General features: G+C 35.2%; 10 protein-coding genes and 2 pseudogenes. 11 read left to right on the top strand and 1 reads right to left on the bottom strand.

Features of this window, described 5'->3' with window-relative positions; translation table 11 throughout:
• Positions 1-5 precede the first annotated feature (5 nt).
• The 5 genes and pseudogenes from ACFELY_RS06725 to ACFELY_RS06705 all read left to right on the top strand — a co-directional run bounded on the left by ACFELY_RS06725 (position 6) and on the right by ACFELY_RS06705 (position 4143).
• Positions 6-2318, top strand: a complete 2313-nt coding sequence (locus ACFELY_RS06725; RefSeq protein ID WP_375333999.1) for a WH2 domain-containing protein — start codon at positions 6-8, stop codon at positions 2316-2318.
• A gap of 170 nt (positions 2319-2488) precedes the next feature.
• A pseudogene (locus ACFELY_RS06720) lies at positions 2489-2941 on the top strand (IS110 family transposase); the annotation flags it as partial.
• 75 nt (positions 2942-3016) lie between these two features.
• Positions 3017-3316, top strand: coding sequence for a transposase (locus ACFELY_RS06715; RefSeq protein ID WP_375333998.1), 300 nt, complete (start codon positions 3017-3019; stop codon positions 3314-3316).
• A gap of 7 nt (positions 3317-3323) precedes the next feature.
• The gene (locus ACFELY_RS06710) at positions 3324-3740 is read left to right on the top strand and encodes an IS3 family transposase (protein WP_375333997.1); all 417 of its coding nucleotides are present in this window, start codon (positions 3324-3326) and stop codon (positions 3738-3740) included.
• Complete coding sequence (locus ACFELY_RS06705; RefSeq protein WP_375334163.1) at positions 3697-4143, top strand: transposase; 447 nt, start codon at positions 3697-3699, stop codon at positions 4141-4143. The genes ACFELY_RS06710 and ACFELY_RS06705 overlap by 44 nt, the downstream gene beginning before the upstream one ends.
• A 74-nt stretch (positions 4144-4217) precedes the next feature.
• Here the strand turns inward: ACFELY_RS06705 and ACFELY_RS06700 are convergent.
• Positions 4218-4400, bottom strand: a pseudogene (locus tag ACFELY_RS06700) (transposase); the annotation flags it as partial.
• A 593-nt stretch (positions 4401-4993) separates the two neighbouring features.
• Here ACFELY_RS06700 and ACFELY_RS06695 point away from each other — a divergent pair.
• From ACFELY_RS06695 to ACFELY_RS06670, 6 genes are all read left to right on the top strand, one after another.
• Positions 4994-5515, top strand: coding sequence for a hypothetical protein (locus ACFELY_RS06695; protein WP_375333996.1), 522 nt, complete (start codon positions 4994-4996; stop codon positions 5513-5515).
• 4 nt (positions 5516-5519) lie between these two features.
• Positions 5520-7178: a hypothetical protein gene (locus ACFELY_RS06690; RefSeq protein ID WP_375333995.1), complete on the top strand. Its 1659-nt coding sequence runs from the start codon at positions 5520-5522 to the stop codon at positions 7176-7178.
• A 26-nt stretch (positions 7179-7204) separates the two neighbouring features.
• Positions 7205-7561, top strand: coding sequence for an ankyrin repeat domain-containing protein (locus ACFELY_RS06685; RefSeq protein ID WP_375333994.1), 357 nt, complete (start codon positions 7205-7207; stop codon positions 7559-7561).
• An 80-nt stretch (positions 7562-7641) separates the two neighbouring features.
• On the top strand, positions 7642-8394 hold the full coding sequence (locus tag ACFELY_RS06680; protein ID WP_375334093.1) for an IS5 family transposase: 753 nt from the start codon (positions 7642-7644) through the stop codon (positions 8392-8394).
• Between the two features lie 428 nt (positions 8395-8822).
• Positions 8823-17099, top strand: a complete 8277-nt coding sequence (locus tag ACFELY_RS06675; RefSeq protein WP_375333993.1) for a DUF3737 family protein — start codon at positions 8823-8825, stop codon at positions 17097-17099.
• The gene (locus ACFELY_RS06670; RefSeq protein ID WP_375333992.1) at positions 17096-17419 is read left to right on the top strand and encodes a DUF6980 family protein; all 324 of its coding nucleotides are present in this window, start codon (positions 17096-17098) and stop codon (positions 17417-17419) included. Before ACFELY_RS06675 ends, ACFELY_RS06670 begins: the two co-directional genes overlap by 4 nt.
• The last annotated feature ends 99 nt before the right edge of the window (positions 17420-17518 follow it).

Here is a 17518-nt window from a genome sequence, read left to right as displayed (position 1 = left end):
ATCATATGTCGAAAGTTCAAGAACAAAAAAGCATAGACGCTGTATTATCAAGTGAAGCAAATTCATTAACAAAGGTGCAAAATGCTATAGGTAAACTCCTAGATGCTAATCAACAATTAAAAGGTAGCATAGAGCTAAAACAGGAAGTGGAACAGCTAAAGAAAGAAGCACCATCTTTACCTTGGTTTAAAAGATTCGTACAAATTATTCCTCAAGTGAAATATCTTTTTATAAAAAATGACGAGCAGATTGCCGCAGAAAGGAGAGAAATCAACAGAGAGATACTTACAGATGTTGACGATACATTAAAAAAAATAGGAAAAAAATCTTCATCGTTACAAGTAATCATCGATAAAGAATTACAGAAAGGGTTGGATAAGATTTTGCAAAAAGAGTTATCGGATGAACAAAAAAAAATAGCAGCAGAATTACAAGAACAGTTGAACAACTTAGCTGTATCCCAAGAAAATTTTAGGGAAATTGTACCAAAAATTTATAATGCTAATGAAGCTGTAGCATTAATGCACGAAAGAACACAACTAACCCAAATACAAAAAGACATCACCAAACTGGTAAATGCTAATGATAAAGTGCAAGGGCTGATTGCTATAAAACAACAATTAGCAAAATTGCAACAAGACTTACCCTCAACTTGGTTAGATGGTCTTAAACAAGTTGTAACAAAAATCAAGCATATTTTTGTAAGTACTCCAGAAAAAATTCTGGAAAACACCGTAATCAAAAACAATGAAACGTTACGTCATATTGATAATGCTTTAAAATTCACTGGTAAGAACATAGAGAGTTCAAAACTAGCTAGAAAAGATAAGTTGCATAAAGAATTAGAGAAGTTGACAGAAAGAAAGTTATCAAACGAGCAGTCCGATGCAGTGAAAGTTTTAAGTAGTAAAATTGATTTAGCTTTTTCCAGAACAGTTTCTATTTCAGAACCATTACTAACTACGATTGGTCAAGAGCAGACTCAGTCGCAAACCTTGCACTCATCAATGCCTAATCTACAGACGGTGCCACTACGTCAAGCCCCGCCACCACCTCCTTTAGCTAACGCTTCATTACCAAACCAAGCTGTTCAGCAACAAAACACAATACCACCAGCACCGCCTCTACCTCATGGGGGTATAGGTTCTCAGCAAGCAGCCGGCTCTATACCACGACCAACACGTCCAGCTCCAGCTCCACCTTCTACACATACTACTTCGTTGCCGGATATAAATGCTCCACAACCAGAAGAACATGCTAGACGAGCATCTATGCCATCGTCAACAAAACGGCATGCTCCAGCTCCACCTCCACCTGTACGTACTACGTCGTTGCAGAATCTAGCTGACCCACAACCAAATATTGCAACGGAAATACCTCCACCTCCAGCACCGCCGCCATCACCACCACTACATGTACCAGGCTTACAACAAGGGGCTCATCAAGAACCCCAAATAATACCACCGCCACCACCATTGCCACCGACAGCAGCCCAACCAGCTCCGCCGCCTCTACCAGGAGGGTTTGATCAACCGATACCACCACCTCCTCCACCACCGCCACCACCTGGTCAAACTAACAACCCGGCAGCAGCAAACCCAATAGTAGGGCAGGAGAATCGTGGGCAGCTATTAGATGAAATTAATAAGGGAATACAACTTAAATCAGTAGTAGTGCCTAAGGAGAAACAGCCGGCAGTAGCAGTGCCTGAGGAGAAAGATGAAAGAGGTACTCTATTAGCTGCAATTAGAGCTGGAGTAAAACTTAAAAAGGTAGATGATATAGATAAACAACACAAAGATGCTGTAGATAAAACTAAAGCAGGAGAGGAACCTTCTATTGTTACATCTCTGAGAGACGCAATACTTGCTAGAGGAAAGGCAATACACGATGATGACGATGATGAACAACCACATGCTGACCTTGTGGAGTTTATTAATAATAAAGATATCGATCAATCTGCTCTTATTAATAAACTTGGTGCTGAGGATGACAAAGATATTAATAGCAAAGAAAAGCTAATTGAATTTATTGGGAAAGATTTTTATTTTGGTGATGATGATAGTGAGGACAAACAAACAGATATCGTTAAAAAACTAAAGGAACTTAAAGAGAAATATGAGAACAATACTCTTGACTTATCAGCTAAGCCTGTTGTTGAAGTGGCAGCAAAAAAAGAAGAGCTCCCTAAAGAGCTTCAGGCAGAAGTAAAAGCTATTGCAGCCACTATCCCTAAACCCGAGAATGTTACAGGAGCCAATAAGCCCCCTCCACCACCTCTTCCCCCTAAAATTCGACCTGTAGGTGGTCGTGTATAAGGGCAGTGTACACTAGTGTTGGGGTTAAGTAGGTGTATCAAAACGACGTCATTGCAAGAAGCCACTTAGTGGCAACAAAGCAATCCAGGGAAGTAATTAGAAATAATGGTATGGACCTACCCTATATACAGAATGAGAAGCAAATGCTAATCTTCTAGGATAGGAAATGAATCCTAAAAAACAATAAGGAGGTCCGTACGGAAGTTACCACAATTGGTATAGATATTGCAAAAAAATTTTTTCAAATTCACGGTGTAGATAAAAATGGTAAGACAATATTAAAGAAAAAATTAATGAGAGAGCAGGTTCTAACTTTTATGGCTAACTTACCAAAATGCTTAGTAGGCATAGAAGTTTGCGGTGGTTCTAGCTATTGGGCAAGAGAATTAACAAAACTAGGGCATACTGTAAAATTAATAGCCCCGCAATTTGTTAAGCCTTATGTTAAAACTAATAAAAATGATCAAGCAGATAGCGAAGCAATATGCGAGGCAGTAGCAAGACCTAATATGAGATTTGTGCCTATCAAAACTGCAGAGCAACAAGATATTTTATTTATTCATAGGGTAAGGCAACGATTGGTAAAAAACCGTACAGCTCTTGCTAATGAGATCAGGGGGTTATAATGGTTCCAATATTTTGGACAGAAAAATAAGAAAAATGAGATAGAATTCTTTAGCAAACAAGGAGAGCTAGAGATGAAAAAACAAGTAAGGCAATATAGTGCTGAGGAGAAAGGCAAAATTGTCATAGAAGCAATTAAGGGAGAGCTAACAATAGCCCAGATAACCAGTAAGTATGGTGTTCATGCAACACAGATAAGTAACTGGAAAAAACAAGGTCTTGAGTTGTTAGTACAAGGTTTTAAGAATAAAACACAGAGTGCTGACCCAAATCAGCAGGGGTTAATCAAGAATCTATATGAGCAAATTGGTCAGTTAAGCGTTGAGTGTGACTGGCTCAAAAAAAAATCTGCATTGTTTGGAATTAAAGGTTAGGTGTAATATGATAGAGCCTAATCATAATAAGTTAACAATTGTACAACAGTGTAAGTTATTGGATATTAGCAGGTCAACCTATTACTATCAACCTACTGGTATTAGTGAACAAGATATCAAGATTATGGCAATAATTGATGAGACCTATACTATGCATCCATATTATGGTATGCGGCGGATGGCTAAATATTTACAAGCCCGAGGTTTTTCGGTAGGTCGTAAAGCTGTTAGACGTTACTACAAGATAATGGGTCTTGAAGCTGTTTATCCTAAAATAAATTTAAGCAAGAGGAATCAGGCACATAAAATATATCCTTATTTACTAAAAGGATTAGAAATAGTATTGCCAAACCAGGTTTGGAGTGCAGATATAACGTTATATAAGACTGAGCCAAGGGTTCGTATATTTAGTAGCTATTATTGACTGGTATAGTCGTTATATTCTAAGTTGGCGAATCTCCATTAGTTTGGAAAGTGAATTTTGTGTAACAGCCCTTGAAGACGCTATAGAAAAATATGGTATGCCAAAAATATTTAATACTGATCAAGGAGTACAATTTACCTCGGAGAATTTTATTAGTATGCTAAAGCTACATAATATCTTGATTAGTATGGATGGTAAGGGACGAGCCTTAGATAATATTTTTATTGAACGTTTTTGGCGATCATTAAAACAGGAAAAAATTTATCGGATTATTTTAACAACAGTAAAGGAGGCAAAGACAGCAATTAACGAATATATGGACTTTTATAATAGACAAAGGATGCATCAAACTTTGGATTATAAAACTCCAGAATGTGTATATTTTGAAAAAAATATTGTATAAAAACAACAATTTAATTTTTGTGAATTATATCTCTATTTATCTAAATTTTTGTCTAGACAAAGGGGACCACCTTAGAATCTTCTGTGTACATTCTTCCAATTGCCATAATCAGGAGGCAAATCTCTCCATGGAGTTCCCGTTCTAAATATCCACATCACTGCATTTATAAAAGTTCTATTGTCTCTTGCAATACCTCCCCAACAACCTTTCTGACCAGGTAAATTACTTTCTATCTTATTCCAAAGCTCATCGCTTATATCATGTCTTCTATGTGCTAAACTCGTTGCTTCTTATCGCCTATTTTTATTACTACAATTATAATAACAAATCACATAAAATTATGCAATCACAATCTCGTGACGACATACCCTAACTATTTATCAGTAAAAAATTATAAAATTTTTTAACTTCTTATCCAAAATTCGCGTAATAAAGTATTTTAGGGATTTTTTTGTCTAAGGAGTCGTAAGAAAATAATGTGTATAAATTAAATTCTACCTACAACTAAAATTATATAATCATTGCATAATTGCCACTAAACTAAATATTTCACTAATTTTTTATAAAATATACTTTACATACCAAAATATATTTTATACCTTATTAAAATATATGGATTTTTAGGAATAAAGGAATTTATTGTCAATACAAATTAGGTTCTTGATATTGTTACAAGTTCCTAAATGTCATTGCGAGGAGACATGAGCCGACGAAGCAATCCATAAAAGAGAGGATTGCTTCGTTGTGCTTCGATACTGCTCGCAATGACGGAAAAGCTATCTAGAACTTTAACAGGCAGCTATATAAGGAGTTTTGGATATTATTGAAGTAAAAAAATTAAAGAGGTTTTATGGTTAAAGCAAGATTGCAAACATTAAAGAATAAATTCTCTAGTTTAAGCAATAATCCACTGATGGATATTGATGGGAATTTGAGTAGTTTGCAGAGTAAGCTGAGTAGTGAAAAATCTAATAATAATAGCTATATATCGCAAAATAGTAGTTTATCGTCACAATTATCACAAGCTCAAAATGATCTTGCTAATGAACAAAGTAATCTTCGTAATGCTCAAAACGATCTTGCTAATAAGCAAAATACTCTTCGTAATGCCCAAAACGATCTTGCTAGTAAGCAAAGTACTCTTAGTAGCACTCAATATAGTCTTAGTAATATTCAATGTAATCTCACTAGTAAGCAAAATAATCTTGCAACATTACAAACTAAACTTAATGGTCAACAGGCTTTAGTAAGTAAAATACATGGATATTTGAGTGATTATCAGGATAATTCAGCATCTACCACAGGAATGGTGGAAAATGATCAGCTAGCTGCCAAGCTGATTGGTGAACTAGCACAATTAAATTTGGAGTAAATTTATGAGAATACGAGATTTTATCAGTAGTAAAATAAATGAAGTTGAAAATACCAAATTTTGGCGACCGTGGGAAGCTCGTAATTATGTAATGACAGGAGAAGAGGTCTGTGACAATGACCATTGGTGTACACAGGAGTCTGTGGCAGGTGCAAAATATGGAGTATTGCACATCTCAAATAATCCAACTGTCAGGGCTGAAGTAAGGCAACATATCGCAAATCGCTTAGGGATTAATATAGAGCATATCGATACAGATATTAAAATTCCAGTAGGGGATTATTATAATTGGCAAGGAACAGGTCACTTTAGAAAAGGCCCACTTAAATCACTTGCAATGCTACCATTTACATTCTCGTGTAATCGATGGGATATATACAATATTGGCTATAATTATCGAGAGCCTGCACCAGAAGTTGCGGATAGTATTCTAAATGAAATAGCCCCAATACTCGACATAATTTCGGAGATTAGTTCATATCAAAGTAGTAATAGTGGTTATCTAAGACAAATTCCCCAAAAAACCCAAGAAATAGCTCGAAATGAGAGTCAAGCTTCTCAAAAGGAACAGGAGATCGCTCAAAAGGAGCGGGAAGTTTCCCAAGCAAGTATGAAGGTTGCTCGAAAGGAGCAGGAAGTTTCTCAAAAGAACCAAGAAATCGCTCAGAAGAATCGGGAGATTACCGAAGTACAGCAAAAAATAGCAGGGTTGCAGTCACAGGAGAATAGTTTGCAAAGCCAGATAAATAGTTTCCAAATTGGTGATAATATTAAGGCATTAAATGCTAAACAAAAAGCTCATATTCTACAGAAACTTTGGGGCAATGGTGATGCAGATTCTGTTTCAGTAATTAATGCTATCAAACAATATGGTTTTGATCCGCATTATGTTCATAAAAATGGTCAATCTCTGACCCAACTGGCTTTAAGTAAGAATGATACTGCTTTATTTGATTTGTTAATAGCTAATAAAATTGATTTCAATATTAGCAATGCCAATCTAACTATCTTCAAGTTAGTGTTGGATTCAGGTAATAGTAATTTCATTAGTAAAATGTTTGCCACGGGGCAAGATTTTACTAAATCGCTGTTAGATGTGGTACTAAAAGATGACGCGGTGATGCTTGACAAAATATTTAGTCATAAAGCAGAATTAAGCCAGGTTAGCTATTCAGGTTACAGTCTATTACAATTGGCATTAAAGCATGGTTGCTATAAATCAGCAGAACAAATATTACGATCTAATCCTCAGGCGATCAATCAACTAACAACCAAGGGGTTGTCTGCGTTACAACTAGCTGTGCTAACGGATGATAAGCCAGGGATAGAGTTGTTGAAAAAGTTTGGAGCAAATTTTGAGCTTGAGTTAAAAAATGCTATTAGCCAAAATTATGGAAAGAACGTTACTAAGATATCAGAAACTAACCCGGAATTGCTAAATAAATTAGAAGCCCAAGGTAATAGTCCTTTATACCATGCTTTGTTACAAAATAAGCTGGCAATAGCAGAGTCTTTGTTGAATAAGGGAGCTGATAGTAAAATAGTTATACAAAAGGCTTTGGCAGAAAATAATTTACAGATGATTAAGGATTTAGTTGCTTTAAATGCTGATAGTACACAACTAATAATAAGTGATAGTAAAAATGCCCTATATCTGCATTAGAACAAGATAAAACAGAGATTGCTAAATTGTTGTTAAAAACCAGCGATTTAATATCAGTGGTAAGATTGTCAGCAGATAAGGCACAAGCCAATATTGCCATAAAACTAATTAAGTTAGAACCTAGTTTATTAGCCAATTTAGCTCAAATAGAGAATAGTAAGGTAATCGAGAAGTTGCTTGAGGATTCTGGGTTTATATCGCTTGTAGAATCTTTAGCAGACAATAATGGTAATAATTTACTACATCTTGCTTGTAAAAATAATAACCATCAATTAGCCACAGAGATTTTAGAAAAAAATCATATTGATGTTAATAAACAGAATAGTGAAGGTAAAACAGTTTTTCATATATTGTTAGGTTCTGTTGACAAAATTTTATGTTAAGTTATCAGAGTAGAATAAAGAAGTTGCAATAGTAAGAAGAAATGGTAGTTTCTAGTTATCGAAACCAAGAAACTACCGATATGAAGTATTACATAGAAGACCAAGCATGGGAAGCAATTTTATCATTTTTCAAGAAAAAAAAAGCTATACACAACAAGAATGAGGAAAAAATAAGACAGTTTATTGAAGCAATATGGTTTATTGCTAGAACAGGTTGTCAATGGCGTCTTCTGCCTGATTATTATGGTTGTTGGTACAGTGTTTATCGCAGATTTAAGAGATGGGTTGACAAAGGTATATGGGAAGCTTTAATGGATCATGTTAAAGTAGATGTAGATATTGAATCAATGATGATTGATGCAACTATTGTAAGAGCACATGCTTGCTCATCTGGATATATTAAAGGTAATCAAGAGGAAGCAGCTTTAGGTAGAAGCAAAGGTGGTTTTAGTACTAAAATTCATGCCCTCGTTGATGCATTGGGGAACCCACTGAAGTTTATACTAACTGCTGGGCAAAGAAATGATATCACTCAGGCTGAAAATCTTACTAAAGATGTTCAGAATACGACGGTGATAGGTGATAAAGGATATGATAGTAGTGCGTTTGTAGAAAGCCTAGAAAATAAGGGGTGTGAGGTTGTTATACCACCAAAATCTAATCGTAAAGTACAACGTGAATATGATAAACATATTTATAAAGAACGCCATTTAATTGAATGTTTCTTTGGTAAAATCAAACATTTTAGGCGTATATTTTCTAGGTTTGATAAAGCCCCAGCCACCTTTTTAGCCTTTCTAAATTTTGTTGGAGCTTTAATATGGTTACGTTAAAAATTTTGTCAACAGAACCTAGAGAATTCAGCAGATTTTGCAGAAAAATCCCAGTTAGCGGAGGTTCTTTTAAACCACCATCCTGATATTCATGTATCAGATACTAGCGGTCATACACCAATCGATTTAGCTGTAGAACATTATGCAGGGATACTAGCTATGTTCTATCAGCAAAATTTGATGGGGGATAGTACTCATACAGACCTTAATTAAATAAACTTCCTACATAAGTCAATCTAGTTGGTGATTTTGTCGTCGAAACTCGCCTCCGCTCCGTAACAATCGTTTATGTACGCTGCGGTACTCGGCTTCGTTTCTCCTAAAAACCCCTCAACTATCTTTGACTTATGCAGGGAAGTCTAATTTATAATTTATTCATATCTCAATAAGTAGTTTTATAACTTTTGAGATAGTGGGGTAGTAGCGAGATGTTTGATTTCTATGTAAGTAGCGACAAAGCAGTTTTAGAGTTACATAATGAAGATATTGATTATATAAGGATTTATAATAATTTAATAGACCCTACTGATACTATTTATTGTATCTTACCTTTCTCACGAGATAATAAGCCATTATATTGGCATAGTACTACTACACTTACAGGTCCTCCTGCCGATTTAGTAATTCTTACCCAAAACCTCAACCGTAGTAGTTTATCTGTTGAAGATGCAGATTTCAGGCAGTTTCGTAGTATTACAGTTAGTGATAATAAATTTTATCGGGATGGTGATAGGTTTTTGGTAATTCAACAAGACGAACATAATAACAATTCTGTTACTTTTAGAAATTGTCAGGCTTTGAATGCTGATTTTTTCTGTAATAAACTTACCTGGATAGGTGGTAGGGTAAAAAATAATTTATCTGTTGAATTACATGGTTTAAATAGTGAGCTAACAATAAAAGGTAATGATGAGACAAGAGCGGTCATCGGCACTCTAATTATACCAGAAAATATTAAGCCACTAAGAGTTTGTTTAGAAAATGTTGCTATTATAACTAATTTTTCTTGCGAAAATGTAAAAATCCTATCGCTTAAGAATGTTAAGTCTGGTAGTGGAGTTTGTAAATTAATAGCTGAAGAAATAGAAGAATTATCTAATTTTCAAAATCTCAGTACTGAGTTTATTGTTAAGTCAGAAATAGCTAATATTGGATCATTTATCTCCCCAATAGGCAAGGTCTATATTGATGTTTATTCATTCATTGAATTTAAGGCTGATGGTGATGGTAGGTTTCAAGGACTAGACCTAAATATTGATGTGAGTCGAGCAATCGAAAAAAAGATCGAAATGCCCTATGGTATCGTTAAATTTGACAAGATCAATATTAAAGGAGCCAGCGTCATTGATATTCCAGGCATTTTAATAGCTGAGCAGATGGAAATCATTAATTGCCTACAATTAAATCTCAACGAATCAAGAATAGGACATTTAAAATATCAAGCGGCTCAAGGAAAAGTATTTTTTGGTAAACATTCTGCTAAAACCACAACAATTGATAGTTTGTGGTTAATAGGTAATATCGTAGCTAATTTTCAAGGACCTACCGAACTATTTGATCTAGATAGTGAAGGAAGGAGTCATATAGTTATCCTCAGCGATTATAAAGGAAAATTTATCAAACTAAATCTTAATCTTGATGCCAGACGAGATAATATTAGTTCTGATAGAGATGGTTATTTTGGTTTGCATATTCAGAATGCTGGTAATAAGAAAGTTGAAATAGATGCAATTTTAACCAAGCTAAATAGTTTTAATATTAGTGGTAGTGTGAAACTTGGGCAGATTATTTGCCAGCCTATTGATAGTAAATATAATTTAATTCAAATTAATGTTCAGTATCTATCTCACATTAGCATTGATGGTTTTTTTGCTGGATTTGATCATAATATAGTTATTGAAAAAGCTACTGGAAAAATTAGCTTAGTTCAATCAATGGATAGAGCTTTATCTACTAGCCAAATTATTGCTGGTATTAATTGTGCGATGCAAGATTTTTTAACTATCAGGGCTGGTCAAGGTTTAAGCTTTCATGGCAATATTAAAGTTATCGATGGTAATATTGAATTATATAGCCTCTTTGGCGTATTATCAGCAAGAGGCTCACTCACAGCTAAACAAATCAAACTTTTAGCTATTGGGGGAAGTCTTGACATTAGTGCTCATCTTAATACCAATAGTTTAGTTACCTATTCTAAGACAGACTCTTACATACGAGATACTATCATCAATGCTATTCAATTTTTAGCTCACACAATAGGACATTATATCCAAACTGGTAGTAATGTTACCACCAGTAAGACTGTGATTGTCAGTGAGAATGGTGATATTATGCTGAGAGCTTCATCGGTGCAATCGGCTCTATTAGAAATGACCAGTGGTAAGGATATAGGAGTAGATAGATCTAATATCCAAGCAACTGATCAAAGGTATAGAAGTGATAATACTTATATAATGGATAGTAATATTTCTGGACATACTAGTAGTATCCAATCTCAGAAAGATATTGGTATTATTAGAACTAATATTATTGTTCAACAAGTTACTAATCAAACTGGTCAAGACTTAATGGTAGTGGCGTCTAATGTTACCAGCCATCAAATGGCAAATGTGGCGGGTAGAGATATTGCGGTTGGTGGTTCACAGGTAACTAGCAGCCTATTAGAGGTTGCCAGCGGTAGAGATATTGGAGTAGATAAATCTAATATCCAGGCAACTAACCAAGGCTATAGAAGTGATAATATTTATGTAACCAATAGTAGAGTTTCTGGGAGAGGTAGTAGTTTCCAATCTCGCCAAGATACTAGAGTAGATAGCTCTAATATCCAAGTAACTGACCAAAGTTATAGAAGTGATAATATTTATATAACCGATAGTAATATTTCTGGACAGACTAGTAGTCTCCAATCTCAGAAAGATATTGATATTGTTAGATCTAATATTATTGAACAACAAGTTACTAATCAAGCTGGTCAAAACTTAAGAATAGTGGACTCTAATATTACCAGTCGTCAAATGGAAAATGTGGCGGGTAGAGATATTGGAGTAGATAGTTCTAATATCCAGGCAACTGATCAAAGTTATAGAGGTAATAATGTTTATGTAACTGATAGTAATATTTCTGGACAAACTAGTAGTTTCCAATCTCAGAAAGATATTGGTATTGTTAGATCTAATATTATTGAACAGCAAGTTACTAATCAAGCTGGTCAAGATTTAAGAATAGTGGAGTCTAATATTGCCAGTCGTCAAATGGAAAATGTGGCAGGTAGAGATATTGGAGTAGATAGCTCTAATATTATTGTTCAGCAAGTTACTAATCAAGCTGGTCAAGATTTAAGAATAGTGAAGTCTAATATTGCCAGCCGTCAAATGGAAAATGTTGCGGGTAGAGATATTTCGGTTAGTGATTCATCTATCATTAGTAGATTATTAGTCAATTATGCTGATGGTAATGTAACGTTCAGCAACTCTCAAGTTTTTGCCTCTCAAATGTTTACCGATGCTCAGAAAAATATTACTATTGATGGTAGTAAAATTTTATCTGATAATAATTTATTTTTTAGAAGCATAGCTAATTATTTAGCAATTAATAGTGACATATCATTAAGCCAGTTTCCGACTAATTTATTCTTATATAATTCTAGTGCTAGAGATAGTAATGGCAACTTGCTAGTAAGATGTGGCTTCCCATTTAAAGAAATAGAAGCACTTGGTTTAGTAGATTCTAGAGGTTACAGTAGCCCTTCTTCTAATGAGTTTCAGTACCATTTAATTAATAGTAGTAAAATTGATCTTAGCATTTTTCAGGCAATAGCTGAGCAAAACCCTCAAAGCATTATTATTGATGCCCATACTGGGGCAATAATTGGTAGCAGATTAAGTGCTAAAGATCATCAGGTAATTATTAAGACGAAAGATGGTTTAGAATTACTGCCATTATCATTATACAATGCTACGATGTTTAGTGGTGGATTTAATGATCTTGGTATCAAATCCGTCATTAGCAAAATTGAAGCTGGAGCAATAGATATTGATGCTGGGAGTTATCTCAAAAGTGTAGGGGCATTATTAAGAGCTAATTCAGGTAGCTTAAAAGCAGATTACATAATGGATCAATCGTTTATTAAGGAATCAGCTGCTCGACATGCTAGTTTACAAGCATTAAAACCATGGCTTAGGGTACCAGAATTATATGATATGATTGTAAATGACCAAATAGTGCCTACTAGGTTAGAATTTTCAGAAATCACTAAAATTGATCTTGGTAAGGGTAAGATTGATTTATTCTATCCTTATAGCAGCAAGCGAGTAGATTTAAGGCAGAGAGAAGGTGATGTAACCATAGATCGTAACGTAGATTTTCCTTATGAAGTAATGGCTGTGCATGTAGATTCAGGGAAGATATTTTTTGGTATTCCTAAGGTAGAGCAGTATTTTATTAGAAAACTTTGGTGGTTTGGCAGTAAGACTAAAATGTATGAACGCCATGTTACTGATCATGTGCATGTTACTGGACAAAATTTATTTTTCGGGGCATCAGGTGACATTGAAGTACATGGTACAATTCAGGCAAGTGGTGAGTTAGGACTAAAAAGCAGTGATGGTGATATTAAGCTATCAGCTGACGAGATAGAGGTCAATAAAACTATCAAATGGAAATCCTTTTTTGGGAGAGATTTAACCTTTAACTTTAAAGAACCAGTCATCAAACAATCAGTTCTGAGAGCAGAAAATGCTTATATGATGGCAAATAATATTGAAGTTATCGGTAGCTTAATCACTATAAAAGATCATTTGCAAATAGTCAGTCAGAATAATATCAAGGTACTACCTATTGCCTTAATGACCAGCTATTGTCATCATGCTGGCAAAACTACTACCAGTGAGACCGCTATAAAACATGTAGTATCGGAAATTAATGCCGGCATATTAAATATAGACGCAGGTAGAGCTGTGGAATTTATTAGCACCTTAATTGAAGCAGAAGAGATGAATTTGCATGCCAAAGACTTAAAAATTGGTCATGTGAAAGATATATTTGATAAGCAGGTGGAATTTAAAGGTAAAAAGAAATTTTTTGGAGGTAGAACTCACTGGAGTAGTCACGATCACACTGAAACAGTTCTGCCAACAGTAATCAATGCTGGTAATCAAAGAATTGTTATTGATCAGGATGCTACTATAGAAACTGCTCAGATTTTTGCTGAACAGGATATATTAATGCAAGTTGGCGGTAACCTAACTGTCAAAGATGGCTATAATCTGCATATCCATGACTATCACAAGAAATCCTATAGTCTATGGTCATCTGATGGTAATTCGATGACATTTAATAACACCAAAAATGTCAGAGAGTTTAATGAAGGACGTGATAGCGTACCAACTATTATCTGTGCTGGTGGTACTTTCTATGGAATAGTTGGTGGGCAAATGCATATTCTGGGCAGCAAGATTATTGGGCAGGATATTCATCTAGTAGTACCCAATGGTTTAAAGCTAGAAGCCTCAAAATATACTGATAAATCACTAATTTTCTGTAGTGAATCTGGTTTTAAGATTGGTTTTTACCACAAAGGTAAGAATGAAGGTGGGTTTAGAGCAGCGGCAACTGTAGATAGTGATCAGCAAAAATTATGGGATCAGCATTTAAATTCTTCTGAATTAGTAGCCTCTAATGCCCTAACTATTATGGCAAAAGACGGAACATTTGAGCAAATTTCTTCGGATATATCTGCTAAAATTATTCAAGTAGAAGCACGTAACTGGCAAGCAAAAACCTATGATACTGAGACTATCACCAAACATATTGAGCAGCATGCTGAATTAGGAATAAAGCTTGCTGTTAAGCAAAATGTCACTAACGTTATAGATAAAGTTAAAATGTTGGTTACCAAGAAAGGTAGCCATGTTGTTGATAATCTTGATCGAGTTTTTAAAGCCTACGATGCATATAAATCATTAGCCATGTTACCAACTAATGCAGTAAATGTTGGGTTGTATGCATATTTATCTGCCAGTCAGAGTGAAGAAATGACCTGTTCTACCGTAGCCGTAGATAATATTATTAATGGTGAAACGATCATTGCCCATGTTAAAGATGATATTCGTTTTCAAGGCGTGAAGATGACAGCGAAAGATGTCGATTTTGCTGCTACTAATTTTACCTTTGAAACTAGTAGTGATAAATATAACTATCAATATGATTTTAGCTCTATTGATCTTGAGATTGATTTAGATACTGGGGTAAATAGCAGTTTATCGGCATCTACTCAAAATGTCGAATCAACTAGTACTATCCACCATCCTAATTACATCAAAGCCAGTGGTAATTTAAAAATCACCCTGTCAGGTGATGGCAAATTCAAAGGTGTCACTTTAGAAGGGATGAAAGTTGATATCAAAGCTAATAATCTAGTTGTTGAATCAGTACAAGATATAGTATCTGAGAGATTAATGGGAGCTAACCTAAATATCGGTTTTAACAAAGAATATAACTTTACAGGATTTGGCGGTGGAGTAGAGAGCGGATTTAAGGAAAAAGCTTGGACTAGCCAAGTAGCACGTATCATCGGCTCACAACTAGTAAATATCATAGTAAAAGAAACATTAGAAATTGCTGGTGGTTTGATTGCTAATGGTGAAGAAGATAAAAATGGTAAGCTGACTGATAAAGGTAATTTAAGTGTCAATTGTGGCAGGATGGTGGTTAAAACTATCCATGATTATGATCAAGGATTGACCCTGGGCATTGGGGCAAATTTTCAAGTAAAGCACACTGAGGAACAAACTGGTAAAGGTAAAAGAGATGTTTCTTTTCATCATGCACCGGTAAAAGTTCAGTTTAAAGATCATCAGCAAATTGTCAGCAGCACCATAGGTAAGGGACAAGTTACTAGTGGCTCTATCAGCGGTGATCAGTTAAACCGGGATATATCACAACATAAACAAATTACCAAAGAAGAGCAAGCCAGTTTTGATAGCACAGTGCATGGTGATATGTTGGAAACTGTGCTTGGTACCAAAGAAGCAGCAAAGAGACCACCAGATATTACAAAAATCCCTAAAGATGAATTAAGCAAGACTCTACCGAAAATGATAGGGCATTATTTTTCTGGTATATTTGATAATATCAAACAAGCAGCTAAGGATGTGATCATCAAAGGGGCGAAAACGGCAAATATCTTTGGGGCTGAAATAAATACCAAGCAGTTAGGAAAAAATCTTGATAGAGGGAATGATTGGCATTTTGGCTCAAAGCTCAGTCCAGCTGAGATTCAAGAGTTTGAGAAGCAATTTGCAGCAAACTACCAAAATCTGGAAGGATTGGAAGAGCTGGCACAAGATGGAGAAGATGAGCAGGTTACTAAAAATAAACAGAAATATTTCATTTTCTTCCAAAATTTAGAAGACGAAGTAATCCAGGCTGAGGCAAATGGTGGTAGTAAAGCTGATTTGCAAGCGATGTTACATATTTCGCAAGTACTTTACAAAAAGGAGCAAAGTGACGCCATCAAAGAAGGCAGACCAATAAAAGATTTTGGAGAATTTGTTGGACATCTAAACCAACATATCTACAACGATTCAATCTTTGCTGGCAAAGTCCACGATAATATAGTTAAAATTTTACTAAAAACCCAATTAGTGGTCGAGCAAAAATATGCTATAATAGGTGGGGGAGACAAAATTGAACAGACTAAGGGGGTTGAAGGTAAGGAACAACAAGTTGCTAAAACTAGAGACCACCCTGAACTGCCAGCTCATCCAGAACATAGTGAAGAACCTAGTCAAACTAAGGATAATCAACCATTCGACTCAGACATACCAGCTAGCAACAAGTCAGCTGCTGAATCAACTGAGTTTAAATGGACTGAAGATGGGATAACAAAGTTGCTTGCCACCAGTCAAACTAAGGATGAGCTAGATGTTAAGTTACAGAAGATTATTCAAGATAACCCAGAAATCAACCAGAAAATAGAGGAGCATGGAGGATATGATAATTTAAAACAACGATTGGTAGAAATAGCGAAAGAATTATTTGGTATATCAGAGGCACAGGCTTGTCCTGCTCCTATGATAGCAGCTGGGATAGCGACTGGTGGGGAGGGTGCTGTAGCAACTGGAACTGCTTTTGGCGGAATTGCGGCAGTTAATGCAATTACGGATATTCCTAAAAATGCATTGGTAGCATGGTTGTTTAAAAATATAGGTGATGGACCTTCCGGTCAAATTCTTAAAATTGCACTTACACTTGCTGTAAAGCCAGAAAGTGTAATGAATATAATGAACCCACAACAACAAAATGACTTTGAAAAAAGAAAACATGATGATAATAGTAATAAACCATCTACAAGCAAACAACAGCAGCAGGTGTCTGCTACTTCCTTTATGCCATCAGATCCAAATGATAATGATCCTGATGATGAATTCTCTCATTTTAAAAAGAAAGATGGGTCAAATCGTTATGAATGTGAAAAACAAGAGAGTCCTGAATGGAAAAACTCTCAAAACTTTAAAGATGAATTTAGAACTAATGGTGGCACAGGTAAAAATAAAGAATACTATCGTTGGGATATGAAACATAAAGATATTGAAGTGTACGACAATAAAGCACGGCTTATTGGTTCAAAAGATCCTGTAACTGGAAAAATATATAGACAAGGGAATATGATGAGAAATGAGAAATTATGGGGTATCATCAAATGATTTGGTGTTGTAATAAATTACAGGATGAATCCAGAGAACTTAAATCTAAGAATCGAAAAGTTGAGCATAGTGTTATTTATGATGCAGCTTGGAGAGATTTTGCAATAAAATGTATATACTGTGATATTGGTGGTGGTAACATGCTAACAGAAATTATGTTTTGTCCTTGGTGTGGTACACAATTGCCTGCTTCTTTAGCAGATACTTGGTATGATACATTGGAAAAAGAATACAATATTACTGATCCAACCCACCATGATAGAAAAAAAGTACCACCCGAATTCAAAACCGATGAATGGTGGAAGAAGCGGGGATTATAGTGCAGTAAGAAGCAATTTGCAACAAACCTCTTCCAAAATTTAGAAGACGAAATAACCCAGGCTGAGGCAAATGGTGGTAGTAAAGCTGATTTGCAAGCA

Origin of the sequence: Candidatus Tisiphia endosymbiont of Xenochironomus xenolabis, from assembly GCF_964264705.1 — a bacterium.
Classification (GTDB): Bacteria; Pseudomonadota; Alphaproteobacteria; order Rickettsiales; family Rickettsiaceae; genus Tisiphia.
This window is presented reverse-complemented; position numbering and strand designations above follow the sequence as displayed.